At 43.6% G+C, this 23030-nt stretch carries 19 protein-coding genes; 10 read left to right on the forward strand and 9 right to left on the reverse strand.

Annotated features, from left to right (window positions below; all coding sequences use genetic code 11):
• Positions 1 to 157 precede the first annotated feature (157 nt).
• Positions 158 to 1486 (forward strand): D-serine ammonia-lyase, encoded by a 1329-nt coding sequence (locus FIV04_RS22985; protein ID WP_152470762.1) that lies wholly within the window; start codon positions 158 to 160, stop codon positions 1484 to 1486.
• A 53-nt stretch (positions 1487 to 1539) separates the two neighbouring features.
• Here the strand turns inward: FIV04_RS22985 and FIV04_RS22990 are convergent, their stop codons facing one another.
• Entirely contained in the window at positions 1540 to 2133 is a 594-nt protein-coding gene (locus FIV04_RS22990) for a TetR/AcrR family transcriptional regulator (protein ID WP_152470763.1), read from the reverse strand.
• Positions 2134 to 2238: 105 nt separating this feature from the next.
• On the opposite strand from FIV04_RS22990, the gene FIV04_RS22995 reads away from it, so the two are divergent.
• The gene (locus FIV04_RS22995) at positions 2239 to 3123 is read left to right on the forward strand and encodes a DMT family transporter (RefSeq protein WP_152470764.1); all 885 of its coding nucleotides are present in this window, start codon (positions 2239 to 2241) and stop codon (positions 3121 to 3123) included.
• A gap of 149 nt (positions 3124 to 3272) precedes the next feature.
• On the opposite strand, the gene FIV04_RS23000 is transcribed toward FIV04_RS22995, so the two are convergent.
• Positions 3273 to 4841 (reverse strand): sensor domain-containing diguanylate cyclase, encoded by a 1569-nt coding sequence (locus FIV04_RS23000; RefSeq protein WP_225311017.1) that lies wholly within the window; start codon positions 4839 to 4841, stop codon positions 3273 to 3275.
• Positions 4842 to 5484: 643 nt separating this feature from the next.
• Here FIV04_RS23000 and FIV04_RS23005 point away from each other — a divergent pair.
• From FIV04_RS23005 to dgcA, 3 genes are all read left to right on the forward strand, one after another.
• The gene (locus FIV04_RS23005) at positions 5485 to 6351 is read left to right on the forward strand and encodes a LysR family transcriptional regulator (RefSeq protein WP_152471129.1); all 867 of its coding nucleotides are present in this window, start codon (positions 5485 to 5487) and stop codon (positions 6349 to 6351) included.
• 94 nt (positions 6352 to 6445) lie between these two features.
• Positions 6446 to 7453 (forward strand): N-acetyltransferase DgcN, encoded by a 1008-nt coding sequence (gene dgcN, locus FIV04_RS23010; RefSeq protein WP_152470765.1) that lies wholly within the window; start codon positions 6446 to 6448, stop codon positions 7451 to 7453.
• Between the two features lie 16 nt (positions 7454 to 7469).
• Positions 7470 to 8435 carry an N-acetyl-D-Glu racemase DgcA gene (gene dgcA, locus FIV04_RS23015; RefSeq protein WP_152470766.1) on the forward strand — a complete coding sequence of 322 codons (966 nt, stop codon included), beginning with the start codon at positions 7470 to 7472 and terminating at the stop codon, positions 8433 to 8435.
• Between the two features lie 60 nt (positions 8436 to 8495).
• Here the strand turns inward: dgcA and fhuF are convergent, their stop codons facing one another.
• From fhuF to FIV04_RS23050, 6 genes are read right to left on the reverse strand one after another with little or no spacing between them, the layout of a single operon-like run.
• The gene (gene fhuF / locus FIV04_RS23020) at positions 8496 to 9338 is read right to left on the reverse strand and encodes a siderophore-iron reductase FhuF (RefSeq protein WP_152470767.1); all 843 of its coding nucleotides are present in this window, start codon (positions 9336 to 9338) and stop codon (positions 8496 to 8498) included.
• Positions 9339 to 9381: 43 nt separating this feature from the next.
• Entirely contained in the window at positions 9382 to 10248 is an 867-nt protein-coding gene (locus FIV04_RS27030) for an energy transducer TonB (protein WP_172974313.1), read from the reverse strand.
• Between the two features lie 9 nt (positions 10249 to 10257).
• Entirely contained in the window at positions 10258 to 10674 is a 417-nt protein-coding gene (locus FIV04_RS23035; protein ID WP_172974314.1) for a biopolymer transporter ExbD, read from the reverse strand.
• Positions 10667 to 11284: a MotA/TolQ/ExbB proton channel family protein gene (locus FIV04_RS23040; protein ID WP_150873085.1), complete on the reverse strand. Its 618-nt coding sequence runs from the start codon at positions 11282 to 11284 to the stop codon at positions 10667 to 10669. The genes FIV04_RS23035 and FIV04_RS23040 overlap by 8 nt, the downstream gene beginning before the upstream one ends.
• On the reverse strand, positions 11274 to 12275 hold the full coding sequence (locus FIV04_RS23045; RefSeq protein WP_152470769.1) for a putative transporter: 1002 nt from the start codon (positions 12273 to 12275) through the stop codon (positions 11274 to 11276). The genes FIV04_RS23040 and FIV04_RS23045 overlap by 11 nt, the downstream gene beginning before the upstream one ends.
• A 2-nt stretch (positions 12276 to 12277) precedes the next feature.
• Complete coding sequence (locus tag FIV04_RS23050) at positions 12278 to 15076, reverse strand: M16 family metallopeptidase (RefSeq protein WP_172974315.1); 2799 nt, start codon at positions 15074 to 15076, stop codon at positions 12278 to 12280.
• A gap of 414 nt (positions 15077 to 15490) precedes the next feature.
• On the opposite strand from FIV04_RS23050, the gene FIV04_RS23055 reads away from it, so the two are divergent.
• The 3 genes from FIV04_RS23055 (at position 15491) to FIV04_RS23065 (ending at position 20417) form a co-directional block, all read left to right on the forward strand.
• Positions 15491 to 17971, forward strand: a complete 2481-nt coding sequence (locus tag FIV04_RS23055; protein WP_152470771.1) for a TonB-dependent siderophore receptor — start codon at positions 15491 to 15493, stop codon at positions 17969 to 17971.
• Positions 17972 to 18144: 173 nt separating this feature from the next.
• The gene (locus FIV04_RS23060; RefSeq protein WP_032550784.1) at positions 18145 to 19344 is read left to right on the forward strand and encodes a ParA family protein; all 1200 of its coding nucleotides are present in this window, start codon (positions 18145 to 18147) and stop codon (positions 19342 to 19344) included.
• Positions 19344 to 20417 carry a ParB family protein gene (locus FIV04_RS23065; RefSeq protein WP_152470772.1) on the forward strand — a complete coding sequence of 358 codons (1074 nt, stop codon included), beginning with the start codon at positions 19344 to 19346 and terminating at the stop codon, positions 20415 to 20417. Before FIV04_RS23060 ends, FIV04_RS23065 begins: the two co-directional genes overlap by 1 nt.
• Positions 20418 to 20524: 107 nt before the next feature.
• Here the strand turns inward: FIV04_RS23065 and FIV04_RS23070 are convergent, their stop codons facing one another.
• Positions 20525 to 20776, reverse strand: coding sequence for a TIGR03643 family protein (locus FIV04_RS23070; RefSeq protein ID WP_152470773.1), 252 nt, complete (start codon positions 20774 to 20776; stop codon positions 20525 to 20527).
• Positions 20777 to 21060: 284 nt separating this feature from the next.
• Here FIV04_RS23070 and FIV04_RS23075 point away from each other — a divergent pair, with 284 nt between their 5' ends.
• Positions 21061 to 22053 carry a hypothetical protein gene (locus FIV04_RS23075; RefSeq protein ID WP_152470774.1) on the forward strand — a complete coding sequence of 331 codons (993 nt, stop codon included), beginning with the start codon at positions 21061 to 21063 and terminating at the stop codon, positions 22051 to 22053.
• Positions 22054 to 22172: 119 nt separating this feature from the next.
• Positions 22173 to 22997 carry an aminoglycoside phosphotransferase family protein gene (locus FIV04_RS23080; protein ID WP_152470775.1) on the forward strand — a complete coding sequence of 275 codons (825 nt, stop codon included), beginning with the start codon at positions 22173 to 22175 and terminating at the stop codon, positions 22995 to 22997.
• Positions 22998 to 23030: the final 33 nt, after the last annotated feature.

Consider the following 23030-nt stretch of genomic DNA (forward strand, 5'->3'; position numbering starts at 1 on the left):
CCAATTTTAGTTTTTAAGTGAATCTATTTCATCCAAATGTGAGTTATCGTCATTTGTCAGCAACCTTGAAAATCTATCTAATGGAGTTAAAGGCTATGGTGAGTGCTAGCTTGACGAGAGACATTCACCTCCACATGTCACAATGAAAGGTATCAAGATGACGATTGCAATTGACCAACTCACACAACAATATCCACTCATTGAAGAGCTAATCTCGCTCAAAGAAACATCTTGGTTCAACCCTGCTATCACCAGCTTTGAGGAAGGGTTACCTCATGTTGGACTTGATCAGGGCGACATTAAAGACGCCAGTGACAGGTTGAGTCGATTTGCGCCCTACCTCGCCCATGTTTTCCCCGAGACCAAAGAAAGTAACGGGATCATTGAATCGGACGTGGTCACCATCCCGTCGATGAAAGCAATTTTAGATAGTGAGTACGCCACCCATATCACTGGGCGGCTGATGCTAAAAAAAGACTGTCACCTACCTATTTCAGGCTCAATTAAAGCCAGAGGTGGTATCTATGAGGTACTGGTACTCGCAGAGAAATTGGCAATCGACGCTGGAATGCTCAATGAAAGTGATGACTACACCCTATTATCAACCGAACCGTTCAAAGCATTTTTTAGCCAATTCAGCATCGCCGTTGGCTCAACAGGGAATCTTGGTTTGTCTATCGGGATAATGAGCGCGAAATTGGGTTTCTCTGTCTCAGTCCATATGTCAGCAGATGCCAAGAAGTGGAAAAAAGACAAACTGCGCTCTCATGGAGTAACGGTTGTCGAATATGAACAAGACTATGGTGTGGCGGTAGCTCAAGGGCGAAAAGAAGCAGAGAAAGATCCGAACTGTTTCTTCATCGACGATGAGAATTCGCAGTCGCTATTTCTTGGATATTCCGTAGCTGGAGAACGATTAAAGCAGCAGTTTTCTGAGAAGAATATTGTGGTCGATGCTGAGCACCCACTGTTTGTTTACCTTCCTTGTGGTGTTGGCGGAGGCCCGGGTGGGGTCGCATTTGGGCTAAAAGCCGCGTTTGGTGATCACGTCCACTGCATTTTTGCTGAACCGACCCATTCACCATGTATGTTGCTTGGCGTACACACAGGGCTTCACGATGAAATCAGCGTTCAAGACATTGGTATCGATAATATCACCGCCGCAGACGGCCTTGCTGTAGGTCGCGCTTCTGGGTTTGTTGGCAGAGCAATGGAAAGACTGTTAGACGGATATATCACCATCTCTGATGAGCGTATGTATCGCCTACTCCGTCAACTCAGTGAATCGGAAAGCATTCAACTTGAGCCTTCAGCGTTAGCTGGCATGCTTGGTCCGATGATCCTAACCAAGAGTAATGAATACCGAGCTCGAATGGGCTTCGACGATACCAAAATGGCTAACGCAACTCACCTTGTTTGGGCCACAGGAGGTGGCATGGTTCCACAATCAGAAATGCAATTCTATCTGGAACAATCAAGCAACTAACACTTACTTATTCTGTCGGTTGGCCACCAGTGTCAACCGACAGATTACTGCTCTCAGTCCTTGATTTGAACGCTTGCCAAGATCAAATCGGTCGCCGATTTTGCGTGGTTTTCCAACTGCTCGCTTGACTGCTTCGGCATCCCCAATAACGCATCGAAACTCGGTGCATGTAACATCCCTAACCACAATTCAATCATGGTATCGGGATTTTCAGTATCAAACCTCTCAGCAAAAAATGCCTTCAACAGGTTGTGTATATCATTTGGCCCCACTTCCATGAAACTTTCTACTAATTCAGGTGCTTGAGATGCCTCCGTAATTAGCAGCCGCTGAGTAGATATGTTTTCGCTCGACGTGTGGAACTCTACAAATTCAATAGCAAAGGCGATCATCGCTTCGCGCGTATCTTCCATTTTCAGATGACGAGAGAAGCTTTCATCATAGCTTTCACCGATTCGCTGCAGCGTTTTTTGGAACAACTCAATCTTCGATGGAAAGTAACGATAAAGGGTCTGCTTGGTTATACTCGCCTTTGCCGCTATAACATCCATACTCGCCGATGTGTAACCTTCCGATAAAAAGACCTCTTTAGCCGCAACTAAAATCGCCTGCTTCTTCTTTTCTCGATTCTGTTCAATCTTGCTCATTCGCTTCTCTCAAATTAAACATCATACTCATGGGTATGATTTATATTGACACGTTATCATTTAAAAATCATACTCGCCAGTATGATTTTTAAATGAGGTTAAACTATGTCCATAATCACACTCCCATCAATTACACCCAAAAACGCCCGTGCACTGGGCTTTTCTATCGCCTTTCTAGGTGCATTGTTGATGAGCCTTGACCCGATATTTATCCGATTTGCTGGAGTGAGCGGTTTTGATACCGCGTTTCTGTTTGGCCTGTTCAGCGCTATCTCAATGCCGATACTGCTAAAACTCAACGACAAACGAGGCATTAAAAAAGCCGTGCAACAAAGCGGCTGGCCACTCTTGTTTGCTGGGTTATTAATGTTGTGCAGCTCAACGGGATTGGTGTTTAGCATCAAGAACACATCCATTGCGAATACTTTCTTAATTCTCAGCGCTTCTCCTGCTGTTGCCGCTGTTTTCAGTTGGATCTTTCTGAAAGAGAAAGTGAATCGCTCTACATTAGTGGCGATCGTCGCTGTGATGGTAGGTATCGGGATTGTAGTATCTGGCTCAATGGGGTCAGGCAACTGGTTGGGCGATGCGCTAGCGATGTTTGCTGTAGTTTGCCTTTCTTTGATGTTTACCTTGCTTCGAAAATACCCAGATGTCAGCCGACTCGCGAGTGTTGCGCTTGGGGGATTGTTTTTAGCAACGGTGATGTCATTCTTCGCGACACCAAGTGAATATCAGCTCAATACATGGTTGATTATGGCTGCAATGGGGTTGTTTACAGCGCCACTAGGACGCGTAATGTCTATGGTAGCAACGCGTCACATCACTGCAGCTGAAGTTTCTATGACTTTGATGCTAGAAACAGTATTAGCTTCATTGTGGGGTTTTCTGTTTTTTGCTGAAACACCAGAGCTTGCGAGCATTGTCGGTGGACTGGTTATCCTAATCACCATTTTCATCTACACCTTTGTGACCGCTCGTAACCAATAGCTCGTAGATAATAGTAAGAGGCAACAGCCGATGACTCACAAACGGGCAAAATTCTTGTTTGATGTTGAAGTTAAAATCAAAAAAAAGGGACGCGGTTATCACCGCGCCCCTTATCGTTTAACGATTCTATTCTTAAACAAAATAATGGTTTAAGAGAACAACTCCGTACGATTTCGACCATTTCTTTTCGCAGCATACAAAGCGTTGTCTGCCAACTCTAACGTAAGGGATATTGGCGTCGAATCACCATACCATTGCGCCACACCAATCGAGATCGTCGTCCCCTCTTCGAGCGATGTAATATCTGACTCAATTGACAGTCGGATGCGCTCAGCGATCTCGTAAGCCACATCCATGTTCGACCCATCGAGGAAGATAATGAACTCCTCGCCCCCAGAACGACAGACAACATCGACATCTCTTACTTGAGCCTTCATCAACTTTGCAGTCTGCTTAAGCAACTGATCGCCAAACTGGTGACCATATTTATCGTTTACAGCTTTGAAGTGATCAATATCTAACGCCAACACCGATACTGGTTTTTCACTCTGTTGGAAATTCTCTATTGCTCGCTTCAACCCTCGGCGATTCAACAAACCCGTCATTGGATCAGTCAGGTTTTCGGAATGCAATTTCTCAATCTGATTCGATACCAAATTGAAGGTATTCTCACAGCTCACTTTCAGTTGCGACGCTTCAAAATACCAAGGGTTAACATTACTGAGCTCAGTCGATAACGAATGTGTGGTATCAAATTTATTTACGGTATTAGCAAGCTGCCACAACGGCCTTGAGATGCAAATCGCAGAAATCCAAATGAAGATCAAAGTGCCAATTCCGACTGGGATCGACTCAAACATCACATACTGCATCTGAGTCTCTAGCTCCATAATGGCTCGGTCTTTTGGAGTTTGAGCAATGATCCCCCAGCCAGTGCTTTTCACCATGGCAAAGCCCGACAACATGGCTACACCTTGGGTATTTACAATCCCCTTGGAACCATCGCCAACATTTAGTACGGCTTCTACCGCATCATTACCCAGTACCACTTCGCCAATACGATTCTTCTCTGGGTGATAAATCAGAGAGCGGTTTCGATCCACCACATACAGATACGAACCATCCTTATAGTTGTGACGACTCAATAAGTTACTCAAAAGACTGGAGTCTTCTAAATAAATACTGCCACCCACATATCCAAGATACCTGCCTTGAGGCGAGAATATCGGGTACGTCATGCTTATAAGGTAATTCCCAGCAGGCGAAACAAATGGATCGGAGATTAACGGAGCCTTTGCTCGTATGGACTGTCTAGAACGCTCCGATGTCAGTTTCACCCCTTGAATGTTGACACTCGTAGGCATAATTGAAGCAATCACACCGTCATGATCTACCACATACACAGAGTTAAATGAGTCTGTCTGTTGTTTTAGCCTCGTCGTCTCTTGAGCAACAAAGTTCGCGTCATTGACACGAGAAGAGAGTAGTCGCGCGCTGTACTTTAGTTGAGTCATAACTTGCTCAACGTATACATCGGTCATTGCTGCCATTTTGTCAGCATAGACTCGATTAGCCTCTAGGCTTTTATTGATTATTAATTCATGTTGAGCGCGGTAGCTTGAATGAAATACGTTCATCAACGTAATAGCGACACTCAAGATACACAAAGATAAGACAAGTAGTCGTAAGTTAATTCGATGACCAATCACTGACGTCATGCCTGACTTCCATTGAAAAAAAATACCCCCCTATTCCTTGGATGATATTCATCACCAAATAGGAGAGCATTAGTAGAATTTAAATTTATAAAATAATATTACCAACAGTGATGAATTAAGTAAAAACAAAAGTATTCAGAATGAGATTTCAATCTTGTTGGGTATAAAAATAACAATACATGTTGAACTCACAACCAAAATGACAGCTTAAATGTCAAATAAAAACCACTATTAAATCATGGAATTTGCACCATCGTCTCAAAAGTGAACCAAACTTAGTGATTGACTTTACTTGATATTTTCAAAGCAGCTGTACTGCGTGGCAATACAACTAAAGGGTTAGGGTTATATTAAAATTAAGAGTTATTCTTATTTGTCATATATAGTAAAACGACGACTTAATTACCCCAACCCACTGTAATCTAAATCTCAAAAAGAGTAGTGCATCAGCATAATTATTCATATTTAATAAACCAACTCAACGAGTTGAAATAAAGAACAACCACCTTGTAGCACGCAATTTACACCAAAACCAATCATCCAAATAATATTTAGTTACAATTTCACACTATAACTTTGCCCTTTAATTAGCTTGGCTTTTCATTTACTGTGATGACACTTGAAATTGACAACGGTTGACGACGTGAATCTAAGACAACTTGAAATCTTTTATGCTGTGATGAAATCTGGCACCGTTTCTGGCGCAGCTAAACAACTTCATGTGTCGCAACCAAACGTCACTCGTGTTCTTTCTCATACTGAACAGCAATTGGGGTTCGCACTGTTTGAGCGCATCAAAGGCAGGCTAGTCCCAACCAAAGAAGCACATCTCCTCCTTCCCGAAGCAGAAAAAATCTATCAACAGTTGGGTCAATTTCGCAATCTGACGAATAGAATCAAAGCTGGGGAAAAACACCTCACCATTGGCGCGCCTCCGATACTCTCTGCCGCCATGTTGTCGCCGCTCATCGCTCAATTGTGTAAAAGTGGGGATTACAACATAGAAATCTCGACAGGGAATCAAGATGAACTATGCGATGCCCTATTAAAGAACCAGATCGACCTTGCGATCTGTTTTGGTCAAGATGCTCCGCCCTCTCTCGTTCAAAAAACGCTATTAACGTCTGAGATGTGTGTTATCACGCCTCCTCAAAATTCAGATGATGAGGTTATCTGTCTCAAACAGTTACTCAATTCTGACAAAACATTGATTGGTCTCGATAGTCGCGATCCATTGGGTACACAGCTTCATCAAGCCATCCATGCACTCGAACCCGAATACCACCCTTCAGTATCCGTACGAAACTACAGCTCCGCAGCTGAATTAGTCGTCCACGAAGTGGGGTGTGCCATTGTCGACCCTTGGACAGCTCACCAATACAAAGATCGAGTACACAGAGCAAGATTAACGCCAACCATTGATATTACGGTGTCGCTACTTTATGCCGAACATAATCCATTAAGCATTTCTGCAAGAAATTTCGTCCAACAATTGGAAGCCAGCCTATAACCTGTTGTTATAGGCAACCAACAAATAAGCATTCGAACCCTTCTCGGTGAACCTCTACTCTGTTTTTAATTCAACAGGATACCAAGGATGCTTTATGTCTATCGCTCAACCCTACTTACTCTTCTTAGGCGACGTTACTGACCCGATCTCAGCCAAAACAGCGCGCGGTATTGCGCTATGGCGACCTGAACTGTGTATTGGGGAACTGAGATTGACCAAAGATACTGTGTCTCTGGGACTAGAGGATCTGACGTTAGAGCAAGCTCTAGAAAAAGGCGCCAAAACACTGGTTATCGGTACTGCCAATGCTGGTGGCGTTATTCCTGAAACTTGGAAACCGACGCTAATCAAAGCAGCACAACTTGGGTTTAGCATTGCATCAGGCATGCATTCCCGACTCGCAGAGATCCCAGAGCTTGTAGAGCTTCAAGCCAAAGGAAAGACGCAACTTCACGATGTACGTCACTATGATGCGCCTCTTGCAGTCGGTACGGGCAAAGCTCGCCAAGGCAAACGACTTCTCACCGTCGGGACGGATTGTTCAGTCGGAAAAATGTTTACCGCTCTGGCTTTAGAAAAAGCGTTAAAGGATCTAGAAGTCGATGCGCAATTTAAAGCGACTGGCCAAACCGGGATTCTCGTTGCAGGCGATGGGATATCTATCGACGCTGTAGTTGCCGATTTCATTTCTGGCGCCGTAGAGGCGATCAGTCCAAGCTTTGACGACCACCAATGGGATATTATCGAAGGTCAGGGCTCTCTATTTAACCCTTCCTTTGCAGGAGTGAGCTTGGGCTTGCTTCATGGTGCCCAAGCGGATGCACTTGTACTTTGCCATGAAGTTGGTAGACCTCACATTCGCCACCTTCCTCATTGCAAACTCCCTTCCATCTCTGCAACGATAGAAGCGAACTTGGCTGCAGCTATACTAACAAACCCAAATGCTGCATTAGCGGGTATTAGCCTGAATACTTCTACTTTGAATGAAGAAGAAGCCAAAGCGCTTTGTGCAGATTGGCAAGAGACTTACAACGTACCTGTTACCGACCCTGTACGTTTCGGAATCCAGTCCATTGCCAGCTATCTCAATGCCAACTTTTAACTTGCGAGAACAGACCATGTTATTAGAAGCGACTCCGTACAGCATCGAATTGGCGACCCCTTTTGTCATATCAAGAGGAGCACGAACTCATTGCCACACGGTAAGAGTGACCGTCTCTCATGACCACCAGCAAGGGATTGGAGAGTGTACACCTTACCCGAGATACGGTGAGAGTGTTGAATCAGTAATAGCACAAATAGAAAGCTGGACTTCAGACTTAGTCAGCCTATCACCACAAGAAGCAAAACAGCACTTACAATCAATGCCAGCGGGCGCAGCACGTAATGCCGTAGATTGCGCGCTTTGGGATTTGATTAGCAAGCTAGAAGGGACATCCTTCCCATCGCCCACTTTTACTATTAGCCCAGCAATAGAGACTGCCATGACCGTCTCCATTGGTGAGGCAGAAGCCATGGCAACGCAAGCCAAGCAATACGTAGACCAAGGCGCGACACTGTTAAAAGTGAAATTGGATGGTGAATCGGTGGTTGAACGAGTTGCCGCTGTGAGAGCCGCTGCTCCGCATAGCAAGATCATACTCGATGCAAATGAAGCTTGGGGTACTCTCGATCTAGAACAGTTATTCGAACAACTTGCCCGTTTTGATATCACCATGATTGAGCAGCCTTTACCATCAGGCGAAGACCAGCTCCTAGCCAGTATTACGCACCCTATTCCACTTTGCGCAGACGAAAGCTGCCACACAAGAGCACAACTCGCTGACCTGAAGGGGCTTTATGAGATGGTCAATATCAAACTCGATAAGACTGGCGGGTTAACAGAAGCATTACTCTTGGAAAAGCAAGCCAGAAACGAAGGCTTCGCCATTATGGCAGGCTGCATGCTAGGCACTTCGACCGCTATGAAAGCGGCTTTGCCAATTGCAACCAACGCAGAGGTGGTTGATTTGGATGGCCCAGTGTTACTTGGCGATGATGTAGAAGACGGACTTAAGTACCACTCAGGAAAATTGTACCTGTAACGTCTCTCACCTTAACACATGCTTATAAGCTGCCCTTTAACTAGGGCAGCAATCGAATAACTAGCTGGCGTACTTTGCTTGATAAAACTGATGTTGTTCTTCTGAGTCCATCAAGTTGCAAGTCTTACACATGCGCTCTTTGTTGAGCTTGTACTTCAAACAACATGTCTTTCTTCGAGCGAACAAAGCATGGCCTTGACTACTTGATACGGTTTTCACTTCTACTAAACTATTCTTTTCACCCAAAATCGTCGTCAGCCAACGTTCTACACTCTGATTTAAATCAGCAGTTGACGTATGTAACTGGTTATCGGACAAGCGAGTGAAGCCTTGAGCCAAGGCATTGCTCAAGTTGCCCCAAAAACGTTTTCTGTTTACGCGCTGCTCTGCAAAAATAGGCTCGAGCTGAGCCCCAATATTGACGACAACTTCAGCAAGTTTTTTATCCAACTCTTGGTTACTCAAAGCTTGGCTAACTTGGTTTTCTAGCGCAATCGTATTAATTCGACCGTTTGGCTCAATGTTAAGATAAATCGTTTTTGCATCACTGTTTGGAACAATGCCGTACTTCCATCGCAATGCCACTAAGGTCGGGAAAACAAGCTCAACTAGCTGCTTGTGCCATAAAGATGCACATACCGCAGTTCCCAGTTGGGTGTGTTCAGCATGCAAAGACATCAGCTCTGAAAAGGATTCATTCATCCAAGTATTAAGGTCGATGTTTTCATCGCTAAGCACTTTGAGTTCATGGCGTTGATCAACCTGTGTTAATTCGTTTAACGCCAGCTCCAGCGAGCACTGTTTTCTTTCCCCCCATAACGACTGCAAGTGGTTAAAGTCCGTTGTGGTAAAGCCCGATGGAACCGCTTTTAAGGAAGCGGCCTGGATTGATTTGATTTTCATTCTAAAACTTAACTTTGTTGTTCACTTACAAACTGTGAATTATCTATTTCACACTGTATGAGATATCGATACTGTACTCGCGCTGCTTCCATTTAACGAAGTCAGGCGCAGCAGGAAACGGTTCCGCTTTTCGAACCAGCTTAATTGCGGCTCGGTCAAACTCACGAATTCGAGACGGTTTTGCGATTTTGTAATCTTTGATCATCCCCAACCTATCGAGGGTAAATACCACCACGACGACACCCTGTTTGCGGCGCGATTTCAGTATTTTGGGCGTGACCTTTTTGGACAGCAAATGTTGTCGAATGAAATAGTCAAACTGCGCCTCATCAGCGATACCACCAGCTTGGTTCCCTGCACCGGTTTCTTTTTGCTGAACGTTTTGCTGCTTCGAGCCGTCTACACCTTGCTCTCCAACTTTCTTTTGCGCAAGCAATTCAGGGGAAGGTTGTACCTTCATCTCTTGAGGCTTTGGTTCGACTTTCCTCTCTTTGGGTTTAGGTTCAACTTTGCGCTCTTTCGTTGGTGGCTTCTCTTTCAGCAATACTTTCTTTTTCACTGGCTCTTTCTTCTGCAGCTCAGTTTTCTTTAAAGGTGCTTTTTTAGGAACCACTTGTTTTATTGGCTCTGGCTCTGGCTCTGGCTCTGGCTCTGGCTCTGGAGGAGGCTCTGGAGGAGGCTCTACAATATCTTCGACAGTGTCTAATATGGGCGTCGCAACGCTCTTCGGTGTAACGACAGTCGCCCCCATCATTGCAGCCTGCAAGCCAACACTAATTCTCAGCATATCTGTGCTTTTTGCGATGACAGTATCTTCCTTAGGGGAGAAATAAAGCCAAACGCCCACAACAACGTGAACCACGAGTGAAAGCACCACAAAACCCGTAAAGGCCGAGCATCTTACATTCATGCTCTACCCTTACTGCTGTAAAGCTAGATGCGATACATTTAGCTCTAGCTCCTGCAATGCACCAAACAGTGCGACAACTCTTTCCATTGGCACTTTTTTATCACTATGGATGACGACACTCAGTTGGTTTGGATACAACAGTTTCTGCTCAGTGAGCTCATCTTTAAGCGCTTCCATCGAAAGCACTCGTGTCTCGTTAACCAACCAAGCCTCATCTCCATCAACGACGCCAATTGAAACCACATTTTTTTGCACGTTCGCAACCGTTGGCTTTTCAACGGCCTTCGGAAGTTCGACCTCCATCGTCAACAACGGCACGTTGATCATCAACATCATGAACGCAATGATGACAAAAATGACGTCTATCATCGGCGTCATGGCATCTTGCAGCGAGCTAGATACTTCTTCATCTTCCAAATCAATCATGTTCGGTCTCTTCCAACTGAATACAGTGAGAGAAGTGATTGAGCACATCTGCAGCTTCAGCCAAATGAATTCGAATTCTCGACTTAATCAAAGCATGACAAAGCACACAAACCACAGCAATCACCATACCTGCAGCTGTCGTTGAAAGAGCCTGCCACAAACCATCTGCAACAATTGACGGATTTACAGGGCCGTCACTCAAACCAATGTCGCGAAATGAACGCATTAAACCAATGATTGTACCAAGTAGACCCAACATGGGAGCGAGTGATGCAATCGTCGTCAAACCTGACAGTCGACGTTTTAGCCGATTCGAGTAACGAACCAGCATAATTTTAATCGCCTCATCACGAACATCTTTAGTGCTCGATTTATGATGAACCAGCTCATCGATGACAAACTGATATCCTGTTCCTGAATGCTTTAAAATGTTCAAAGCACTCTGCATTTCGTGCTTATGCAACGCCTGAAAAATCGCTTGGTTATCACCTCTTGTAAGGCCTCGCTTTCGCAGCACAACAAACAAACGTTCTAATACCAATGCTAGGGCAAATGCCGAGCACAATACCAAAGGGGCGCCTGTCGCGATGGTCCAAGAATCAATTAACATAATTCACCTCCTGATCTTCTGCGGCTTGGATATGTTGCTCAAAGGCTTTAAGTCGCTTGTAAACAGAGATCAGCTCAACAATGGTGGACCAACTGAACACTAAGTAATGCAGAGAACCTTCCACCTTACTAAATGCGCGTATTATTTGCTTCATCGTACCGAAGGTAATAAGGCCAGCAATAATCGTCGGCGTTAACATGATGTATGGCAGTATTGAAGATAGCTGTAGGTAGCTCACTTTGAACAAATCAAAATAGAGGTAATGACGATACATAGTGACGTAATTGGTACGCACGTGTTGAAACAGCTCTTTCATCGTTTGTGGCTGCGCGTGATCGGCATTGTCTTCACCCAGCACTAACTCTTTACGCAAAGCAGCTTCGGCCTTTTGGTTATTGAACTCCAAGCCCGGTAACTTCACACCAACAACCGCAAGCAGGACTGTGCCAAACAAAGCAGACAGAATCGCTACGTAGATCAATACATGTTCTACTTCGCCAAAAAATGGCACTGACTTAACTTGCTTACTCAGCTCCCAAAGCAATGGTTGAAATGCCAATAGCGTCAGCAAAGATCGTATAAAAGATACCCCAAGACGCTCCACGATATTGGCGAAACGCATAGTATCTTCTTGGACACGTTGAGAGGCACCTTCGATGTGGCGAACCTTGTCCCAATGAGCCATGTAGTAACTATGCATAGCAGTGCGCCAACGAAACATAAAGTGGCGCATAAAGAACTCAAGCAAAATCGCGACTACTATAAAAATTGCCGAGATTTGCAAGAAAGTCGCAATGTATCCATAGATATCACTGGCTTCAACCGTGCCAGGTTTGGTCAACGCTTGCTGAATGGCATTATAGAAGTCACCAAACCATTCATTGACTTGTACGTCTAACTGAACCTTGTACCAAGTTGCAAACAAAATGATTGCGCTGCCAAGCCAAGACCAAACAAACCAACGTTTGTCCAAAAAGAAACTGCGGAACATAATTATTTACCTTTTTCTGACACAGGCGTGCCAATCAAAATTGCTTGTTTAGATAGAGGGGTAATCTGGTCAACGATCTCAGATAAGTGCTGCTCAGTGACTTGCTGCTCTAGTGTTTGCATCGATTGCAAGTAATCTGGGCCTTGATACTTTTGGTAACTGAGTGCCAAGCGGCGAAGCCAAGTATTTGCGTCAGAAAGTCTCAGTGACTCTGCGAACTGAATATCGCGTTGAATACGCGGGTAGTTTTCCAAAGGCAACTGCTCAGAGAGGTTTTCCAATACGATGTTGTGAGCGGCAACCAACGTGTCGACTTTCTCTGGTGCTGTCGTAAATTCGGTCGACAAACGCACTTTGTTATCTTTGTTGAGTGTCATCTCGAATCGAATCGAGTACACGCCTCCTAATTCATGACGTAGCTTGTTCTTCAACGCTTTTTGCACAATTGGATTCAGCGTAGATACCAAAAAGCTCGCTTCAGGCGTCCAAATCATGTCAGCTTCACTTTTGATTGTGACCGTTGATTTATCTTCGTCATGGATCGCTTGCTGCAGCGTGTGATAACCATTTGGCAATACAGGTTGAAGGGCTTCAAAATCAGATTGACGTGGCACCGCTGCCAAATATGGCAGTACCGAGATTTCGATTTCTTTTTCAGTGGTTTGCCCAACAATGAATAGAGACACCGGTTGTTGGTTTAGGGTCTCAACAGCTGACGTAAAGCGGCTCATGTTTAGCGCTTCAATATCACTGTTTGTTGGTGAAGCGTCTTTTGGTGTTCCCCACAGCGCCGCTCGTTCGGTTTCATGTTTAGACACAATATTAACGGAATCGCTAATGGCTTCTTTAGCTTCTTCAAACTGTTCAGCGTTCAACATCCAATCTGTTTGGGTGATCCAATAAGCACGCATTAAAGGCTCTAGGTTTGAAGCTGCCACTTTTGCAGACAAGTCTAGTTGACTGCCTGATTGTGCCCAGCTCCAAGTAGCATTGTGGTCCTTTTGCCATTGCTGCAACGATTGGTTAGAGATCATATTGAAATCCGTTTGTTGCCAAACCTGTTGAGCGGCTTGTAGCAACCACGGTTGGTATGCAGCACTGTAGTAACCAGATTTAGATAAAGCCTTAATATAGAGTTCACCATCAGACGTTTTGCGATCTAACCAAATCACTTGATCACCGTTTGCCAAAGTCCATTGAACAACGGCTGGTGAGAAGTGTTTATGCTTGCTTGTTACATGTGGTGAAGGAAGTACAGGCTTAGCAAGCTCAACTGTCTGTGCTGCTTTCCCTTTTCTCTGGCTTTCAGTGAATTGAGGCGATTTAACTTTTGATGCGGGTACCACTTTCGTAGCCGCATATCGTTGCGCTGAAATTTGCTTTGAAAGCTGTCCAATTTCCTCAATCGTAGGTAACGTACGCTGCTGTCCACCAGGGATCTGGTAGAACATGAACTGGTCTGGTGCGCTAAGGATTTGCTTAAGACGTTCGTTAAGCTCTTCAACCGTTAGAGCATCGATCCACTTAAGTGTACGTGCAGATTTAATTTCATAATCTTCTTCTACGCTCTCTTGCATCACTGCAGACGTGAGTTTGTCTTCCCATTTAGCAAAATCACGCTTTGGAATGATTTGTCGATTTCTTTGGACAGAGGCTCTCGCCTTCTCTTTCAAGGCCTGCAGAGCAGACTCATTGATTCCGTTCTGCTTTAGCCGTTCGATTTCAGTCAGTACAACTTGCTGACCTAAAGCATGATCGCTTGTCTTGGCGGCCATCGCTGCAATCAATCGATCATTGGTCGGTTCGCTAAAAGAGATATGAACAGATGAAATCGACGCATCGTACTCAGATTTTGATGCACGAACAGAGGGCTTTACTAGCTTTCTAATGAAGTAATTTTGCAGTCTCTGATAGGCACCCGTCTCGGTGATACTTGGATCCATTGCATTTCTGAAGCCATAAACAACAGCTGAGGTTGTGCCTTTTGGATCTTGAACCTTACCGATCACTAAGCCTTCTTTGAGAGGAAGCTTCACATAGTCTCTATTTGGTACAGGAGCAGCGTCTTCATACCCAAAAGTGTTTTCGATTGCCTCGATAAGTTGGCGATCATCAAAATAGCCACTCGCCACCAAAGTCATATTACCGGGCACGTAGTATCTGTCATAGAAAGCGCGAATATCTTCAATCTCTACATCTAAAATGTCTTCCTTAGTTCCAATAGTTGGACGATCGACATAGCGAGAGCCATTTCGAACGACCTGCTTCTTAGCTGTATTTACTCGCTCGGCGACACCAGCCCCTCTTCGCATCTCTTCAAGTATGACTCCACGCTCAAGCTGCCAATCTTGATCGTTCATTTTTGCGCCAAAGGCTAAATCACTCAGTAACTTAACAGATTCCGCAGCGTCCAATGCGTCATCAGGGCGTGTTCTCACCATGTACTGAGTTTCAGTTTGACGCGTCATTGCGTTGATTTGAGTACCCGTTTTCCAGCCTATTTGGTCAAACAAACGGTGCATATCGATACTGTGTGCACGATTCGAGCGAAACACCATGTGTTCAACAATATGAGCCATACCACGATGCTCATCATCAACAGAGCCTGCGTTAACAATTAAGCGAAGGTTGAAAGGGTCTTTTGAGTCTTGGCTGTTGTGAAAAACATACTGAAAGCCATTGTCCAAATAGCCATGATTGAGGTTTGCACTCCATTGAATTTCTTTTGCGAAAGCTCCTACGTTGGTCAATACCAAACTGGATGCAATGACACAAATAGAAAAACACCTACTAATAAACATAATAACAACAACACGATAACATAATGAATAAAAAGTCATGCAGAATAAGAAACTGATCTGATAATGATTATCAATAATTTTCTCATTAGCATTGAAAACGATTCCAAGACTACTATATTATGCGACGCACATCCAAGATTTTTATGGAAAGTGTCCATAAATTTACTACGGGAATCTATTCAAAGAATGCTTCCCCAGTAAGCGAAAATCGCCATTAAGAACCTAAAACGGACTATTTCTATACATAAACTCGGATTGAAGCGCATTTTAGACATGGATTATTGGGATTAAGTTTATAAACGATTATCAATATCATCTAGAAAAATTCTGGTAACGGTATCAGTAAATGTGCAGTGGAATGACCTACAAAAGTCATCATTTGAATCTTTAAATAAAAATAAAAGAATCGAAAAAATGAATAAAAATGTTATTGCGCTGGCAATTTTGTCAGCTTTAGGGAGCCCAATCAGCTACGCCAATGAGCCAGTTGACCTTGGGGATATTGAAATATCGGATGGAAACAGCAGTAACGACAACGCTGTAAATTCTGATGCTATTTATGAAAGCTATGACCCGATTGACTCAGGTACATCGGTAATGAGTGAAACCAGTATCCAGAACAATAAATCGGGTGGTATTGATACAACCGATCTACTGAAATCGTCACCTTACGTTCAGATGGACAATAGTTTGGATGATGCTACTCAAGAAAACATCCAGTCTATTCGCCCGCAAAACTTCTCGATTTCAGGTGGTAACTACTACGACAATAACATCCAGATCGACGGCGTATCGGCAACGTCCATTCATGATGTCGTTAAGCCAACGAACAATGATGGTTCGACGAATAATTTGGATTGGAATAATGTCGTCGGTCAGACAAGCCAAAGCCTTTATGTAACACCCGATTTGATTGGCTCTGTTGAGATCATGGACTCCAACATCTCGGCGGAGCATGGCGACTTTGTCGGCGGTGTTGTGAACTATGAGCTTCGCAAGCCTAAAAAAGAGTTTGGCTTCAGCCTAAGTACCAGCTTCCAAAACGACAGCATGGTGGAATACCATGAGCCGACAGAAATCGATCCTGATGACGATCCTATTGCTCCACCGGAATTCACTAAACAACAAACTACCGTCAGCTTTGATCTGCCACTGACAGAGAAGCTTAGTGTTCTCGCGTCCTACAGCAAAAGTACGTCTGAAGTCGAATATACACAAGATGAAGCATACGGTGGTACAACAGGCAACAATGGTGACACTTCTGAAAACTTCTTATTGAAAGGGGTTTACGAGTATCGAGACGACCTCACCTTCGAAGGTCAGATCATCCATAGTCCTTACGAGAGTGAACGCGATTTACCGAATGCACGCAATGACCTAACCATCAGCAATTCGTCAGGTACCCAAGGTTATTTAAGTGCGACTGGCTTTTCCGGATCGACAGATTGGAACACCAAACTTTCTGTCTTACATAACGATGCATCACGTACGTCAAACAACGAACGATACCAAATGGATGGCGAGTTCTTAGACTGGTGTAATACAACATCAAATTGTAACGATGGCGGTATCGGCGACTTAGAGCAATTACAGACCGATTACGCCTGGACAACTTCGTTCTCGACCATGCTTGACCAAGGTACGTTGAACTACGGTAGCGAGATAAAATACACAGATGCTGGCAAGTCTCGACCAGAAGATGTGTACTACTATTACAGCATTAAAAAGTCGGCTGCCGATGATTTTATCTGCGATCCTAACGACAAATCTTGTACGCCAGATATGGCCAACTGGAAACATACTAAATACGACGCTTTTGACGCTGATGTCGGTGTGTACAGCCACGCACTTTGGGCAGAATACCTTACTCAATTTGGCCCCGTAGAAATGAGAGCTGGTACGCGCTACTCATACGATGACTTTATGGAAAACCATAACCTTGCACCGCGTTTAACTGCAAGCTGGGAGTTTATCGAAGAGACATACCTAACTGTGGGCGCAAACCGTTACTATGCCAACAAGATGATTGGCTATGCGATCAAAGAACAAACACCTGCCCACACCTGCTATCAGCGTGACATGAAAGATACCAGCGACGGCAGTTGGGGCGGAGTACCTGGTGATTGGTACGAGTGTTCAAGTCAACCAAGTGTTGATAAGTACAGTGACTCTGATTTAGACACACCATACAGTGACGAACTGACCCTAGCGATTACTATCCCTACATTCTTAGATGGTAACGCACGCTTCAAAACCGTTTATCGTCAAAACCGCTCACAGTTTGCGAAAAGTGAAGAGCTAACGGATGCGAATGGTGATGACTACTACGAAATGACAAATAATGGAGAGAGCGATTACTACGGTTACTCAATCGAATGGTCGGGTAATTACAAAAAACACTTCTTCAATGCCAACGTAACTTGGTCTGAAACCAAAAATAATGGATTAGTCGACTACACAGCCGACCCAGAAGATGAAACTGAGCTTGTTTACTACAAAGGTCAGATTATGACGATGGCAGATATGTATGAAGATGACGCTCGTCAGAACTATGCAGCGCCATTCCGAGCATCAGCTTCATGGTCAGCACTCTGGTTTGATGATGTGCTAATGACTAACGCAACACTTTACTACCGCGGTAAGTATGAATACCTCACAGATACGAAAAAGAACTACACCGACACAGACGGTAGCAAATACGACATTTATGATGTTGAAGAACAGAAAGCGAAAACGACTGTCGATTTAAATGCCACTTATCACTTCCTAAAGTATAAGCAACATAACGCTTCAATTGACCTACGAATCAAGAACCTATTCGATGAAGTGAACGGCAGCGAATCAAACTACCAGATTGGACGTTCTTTCTGGGTAGGCTTGAATTACTCAATGTAATATCGGTAAGAGAACAAATCACCTCTTCAAACAGGTTGATTTGTTCATTATTTGCGCGAGATTGGTCACATCTCGCGCAATCGACCATCCATAAAAAACAATTCCATCATTTTTTACTACCCACCTTTAAAATTGAGGTATATACTCTTTCTTATCCCTAGATGGAGGCAGAAATGGATACCCAAAACACCACGACTACGTTTCAACAGCTAAAAACCGGTGCAGACGCATACATTCAGCGTCGTAATCAACGCTTGCTAGCCAACCACCGTAAAGAACTGCGTAACTTTACGCGAGCAGAAGCATCAACCTACTTAGGTATTGATGCGAAAACACTGGATCGTTACGTGACTTCTGCTGACATCGATCCACGCCGTCATGAAGACTCACAGTGGTCTATCGACATCTCAGAAATGTACAAAGTGCGCGACCTACTGCCGGAAAATCTACGCAAAGATGCGAAGTTTATCCGCAGTGATAAGCAAAAAGCGCAAGTTATGGTTATCCAAAACCAAAAAGGTGGTGTAGGTAAAACCGTATCAGCAGCAACCATTGCTTCTGGTTTAGCGACTGAATTCCACCAAGAATATCGCGTTGGCTTAATCGATATGGACGGCCAAGCAACCCTCTCTATGTACTACGCTCCAGAAGCGGAACAAGAAGGTTACCTTTCTGTTGGCGATCTTATGATGCGCACTTTTGATTTAGATGAAGGCGAAACATTTGAACAAGCCGTTTCAGAAGCATTCTTAGAAACCACCATCCCTAACTTGCGTATTCTGCCTGCAGCGCAAAGCGATCGTGCTATGGAAGGTTGGTTCCACGAACGAGTATTTAGCCAAACTCTGGCATCACCATACTCGCTGCTGCATGACATTATTGAAAGTGTTCAAGATGAGTTCGATATCATCATCATCGATACGCCACCATCACTTGGCTATGCGACGTTTAACGCATATTACGCAGCGACCAGTGTGGTATTCCCACTATCGATTACTGAAAACGATATCGATGCGACTTGTTCATACTTTAGCTACATCCCACAAGTGTGGGCACTGCTAGAAAATGCCAACCACCAAGGTTATGACTTCATGAAGATTTTGCTTACAAATCATCGTGATAGTTCAACAACTACAGACTTGATGAACAACCTATACGACCAATTCTCACCGTATCTGTACTCGAAAGAGTTCAAACACAGTGAAGCGGTTCGTCAGGCATCTTCTCTGCTTTCGACAGTTTTTGATATGTCGAAAAGTGAGTACCCAAAAAGTAAAGCGACCTTCCAAAGCGCCCAACAAAACAGCTACGAAGTCACCAGCCAGATCCTTCGCGATATTCTGAACGTGTGGCGTGAACAGGAGAATAGTTAATGGCTAAGAAACGTGGCGGTAGCCCTCTAGGAAATACACCTGGCTCCATTGCAGCGCAGCAGTCAGCAGCGAAAGCAACAGTGGAAACGCTGACTAGCCAATTGACTAAAGAGCTAGAAAAGTCGGGCCAAAAAGCGGCTGACTTTCTTCAAGAAAAGTTCGGTATTGGCTCTGTTGGCCAACAAATGGTTTGGAAACTGGCTTCAGGCAATACTGCAACATTTAATGAAGTGACACTGTCATTCGATCAAGTAAAAGCAGACACTTACGTCACTTTTGATGTAAATGGTCGCGACCAAAGCCTGCTTACTAAAGAATCATTAGAAGACCTTAACTCTCTTGAGTTCCAGCAGTTCTACCCAGCGGTTGGCCGTCAAGTCGATGGTCAGATTGATGTACTTGATGGATCTCGTCGTCGTGCTTGGTTCTTGCTTCAAGAAGGACGCGTAAAAGAGTTCAGAATTCTTGTTACCCAAGACGAGATTTCAACTTCTGATGCTAAAGCGCTAGCGAAACAGTTACAAACGGCAAAAGAACACAACCAACGCGAAATTGGTCTTCAATGCCAAACGATCATGAACAGCGGTAATTACACTCAAGAAGACGTTGCTGCGATGATTGGTATCAGCCGCCCAGCGGTGAGCAAAGCACTGAAAGCAGCAAGCATAGATCAGCGTATTATCGCCCTATTCCCAGTAGTAAATGCATTATCACACACAGATTATGCTCTACTTGGAAAAGTGATGAAGACATACCAAGAAGACAGTAAAGGCTTAACCGCGTTTATCCAAAAATTGGGTAAAAAAGCTGTCAATGTTCAGGTTGAACATTGTAGTGACGAGAACAAAGAAGCCCTACTCTCTTTGATCAAATCAGAGCTAAAAATTGCGGAATCTAAAAAGGTAACCGACAAAGCTGAAGTCACTCAACTCGCTGAATTTGCTAGTAAAGGTATGTTTGCACGTAAGAAAGTCAAAGGTCGTAACTTCTCTTATGAGTTTGGCCGCTTATCGAAAGAGCTGCAGTCAGAACTTGATGAAGCGATTCAAGCTGTACTGGATAAAGCAACGTAAGACTAGCTAACACAGTACTTAATGTAAGCCACTTTATCTAGTTCAAAAAAAGGCTGAAACTTATACTTTCAATATAAGTTTCAGCCTTTTTCATTTTAGCCTTTCGCCTAGCGGTGCTTATATTGCGTCGGGCAATAACCTCGTGTTACTTCAGAGCTGCGAAACTTGGTATGCTTAGTTTTACGCCCTGAAACCCTCGCTCGCCAAAGCTTAAAACTTCCAGGTTTCAGTTGTTTTCTCATAAATCGGATTACTTCTGGTTCGCTCAGCCCAAACTGCAACTCTATGGCTTCAAACGGAGTCCGATCTTCCCAAGCCATCTCTATGATCCGAGACTCACTCTCTTCGCTCAATATCATTAATCAATACCGCATAAAAAGAAGAGTCTTACGTTGATAGTTCGCGTTAGGTTCACCTTCAGAACCAAGTTCCCACTCAAAGAGAAGCGTGTTCTATCTACTCGTCATACTATACAGAATAATTCTATGTTTGAGACTCAGCCACAGCACCATTGAACGTAAGCTACTGTTTATTAGATATAATTTACATTAGGATAGTAGCTAAAAAAACTAGGTAGAATTATTCTGGGTTTAAGTACAAAAACTTTCTGCCTAAGAACTGTTATGAAAGTTAGGATACATTAATGAAAGATTTACCATGGATGACGGTGTTGATCTCAATGCTATTAGGTTTTACGTCTGTCCAGTCAAATGCTGCTGAATTTCAAGTTGATGATACTAATTCCACTGTTTCTATGAACTACCATCCAGCGTCAACCATTAAGTCATGTCTAGACTCATCTAATTGTACTAGCTTGTCGTTCAATTCTCGTGCAATAGACAACTTATTAGCCGGACGTGAAGTTAAATCAGATATGGACGACAACAAAAACATCAGCGCGCAAGCTCTTAGAGGCGGACAGCTTTACTCAACTTCTGAAAAAGCTACAAGTTTCTTTAACGCTAAACTCATTTCTCATAATCCTGTTGATAGAAAAATAGCTATTTCTTACTCAATCTCCCTAACTGCATCCGAAAACAAGCGTTCATTTTGGGAGTACAATAAAACCGCCTCGTTATCAGGAAATAACTATACGAAGTTCATTGAAACGAAGCTATCCGTCTTAGACATTCCAAATAAAGTCCTGTTAAACCAATTTGAAATATTTGAAATCGAAAAATGCAGTAAATCAGATAAATATTGTTTTAGTGAGCTAGCCTATTATCCTGACTATAATTTGTATCTTTTAACTAGCTCTATGAATCTTACGGAAGAACAACTCAAAGGTTCCCCAGCTGAACAAGTACTTGAAGGTATTTTAAAAACCTTTTTACCGGTGTTTAATCCGTTGGCTGCCAAGTTCTATGATGTTCCGCCAACGTACGAAAACGATAAGAACCCCAGCGACTACTCTCTTGATTCAATCATATTAGGGATAGATGCCGTTGTTGATGACAAACAATATGTTGGTTATGCAGGGGTTGAACAGAAAGAACATTTGAGTCTTTTTCACAGTGTAGAAGAAACCAATAATTCAGTAGTGCAATTAATCACTCGCCTATGTAATAAATTTCGCAAAGGGAATCATCCAAAAAACTTAGTTGATGAACACTGCGACTATAGTGGTTCAAGGTGAATTTTCATATACAAAGCGTTTGAGACCGATTCCCAACGCTTGGCTTTTTCAGCTTAGGTTAGGTCGGGTGACAGGCGTTACTCACTACTTAGCGCGCGTTCGTTGCACATGGAGATTTCGTGGAAGAACTATCAGGCGGAAGAGAATCCGCAATATATCGAGATGGTGAAGTTGTCTATCGACCTCTTCAACCGTGGAGTCCTACAACTCACCTTATTTTGAAGCACTTTGAACAAGAGAATGTGACTGAATGTCCAAGATTCCTTGGGGTAAATCAAGATCAGGAAATCTTAAGTTTTATCGTTGGTAACACTTACAATTATCCGTTGGTTGGTGCAATCGCTACAGTTGATGCTCTCATTTCTGCGGGTAAATTATTACGTAAAATACATGACTCAACAGTGCCACTTTTGGAGCAAATTGATGTTAATTCCAATGAGTGGATGCTGAAGCCACGAGAACCTTTTGAGGTTATCTGTCATGGTGACTTTACTCCATACAATGTCGCTCTATCAGAGAGTACAGTTGTTGGTGTATTTGACTTTGATACTGCACACCCAGCCCCAAGAATATGGGATCTAGCTTATTCAGTTTATTGTTGGTCTCCTTTCAAAACGGACAGTAATGACAAGCTAGGCTCAATCACAGAACAACTGGTTAGAGCCAAGTTGTTCTGTGATAGTTACGGTGCAAGTGAATCCGAAAGAAATCAATTAGCCGACGCAATGGTTCAGCGATTAGAAGCTTTAGTCTCACTCATGCGAAGTGAGGCTGAAAATGGCAATAAATCCTTTGCTGCAAACATAGAGCAAGGCCATCTTCAGTCTTACCTAAATGACATAGAATATATCATTGAAAATAAAAAAAAATTCAGTGCGCATTGTGCAACTAACCATTTAAAAGTTATTCAGCACGCTTGGCATTTTGGGTTTGGTCTAGTTTAGTGATTTCAGCGTCCAATTAGAGTGTTATGGTAG

The sequence above is a fragment of the Vibrio sp. THAF190c genome, from assembly GCF_009363355.1.
GTDB lineage: Bacteria > Pseudomonadota > Gammaproteobacteria > Enterobacterales > Vibrionaceae > Vibrio > Vibrio fortis_A.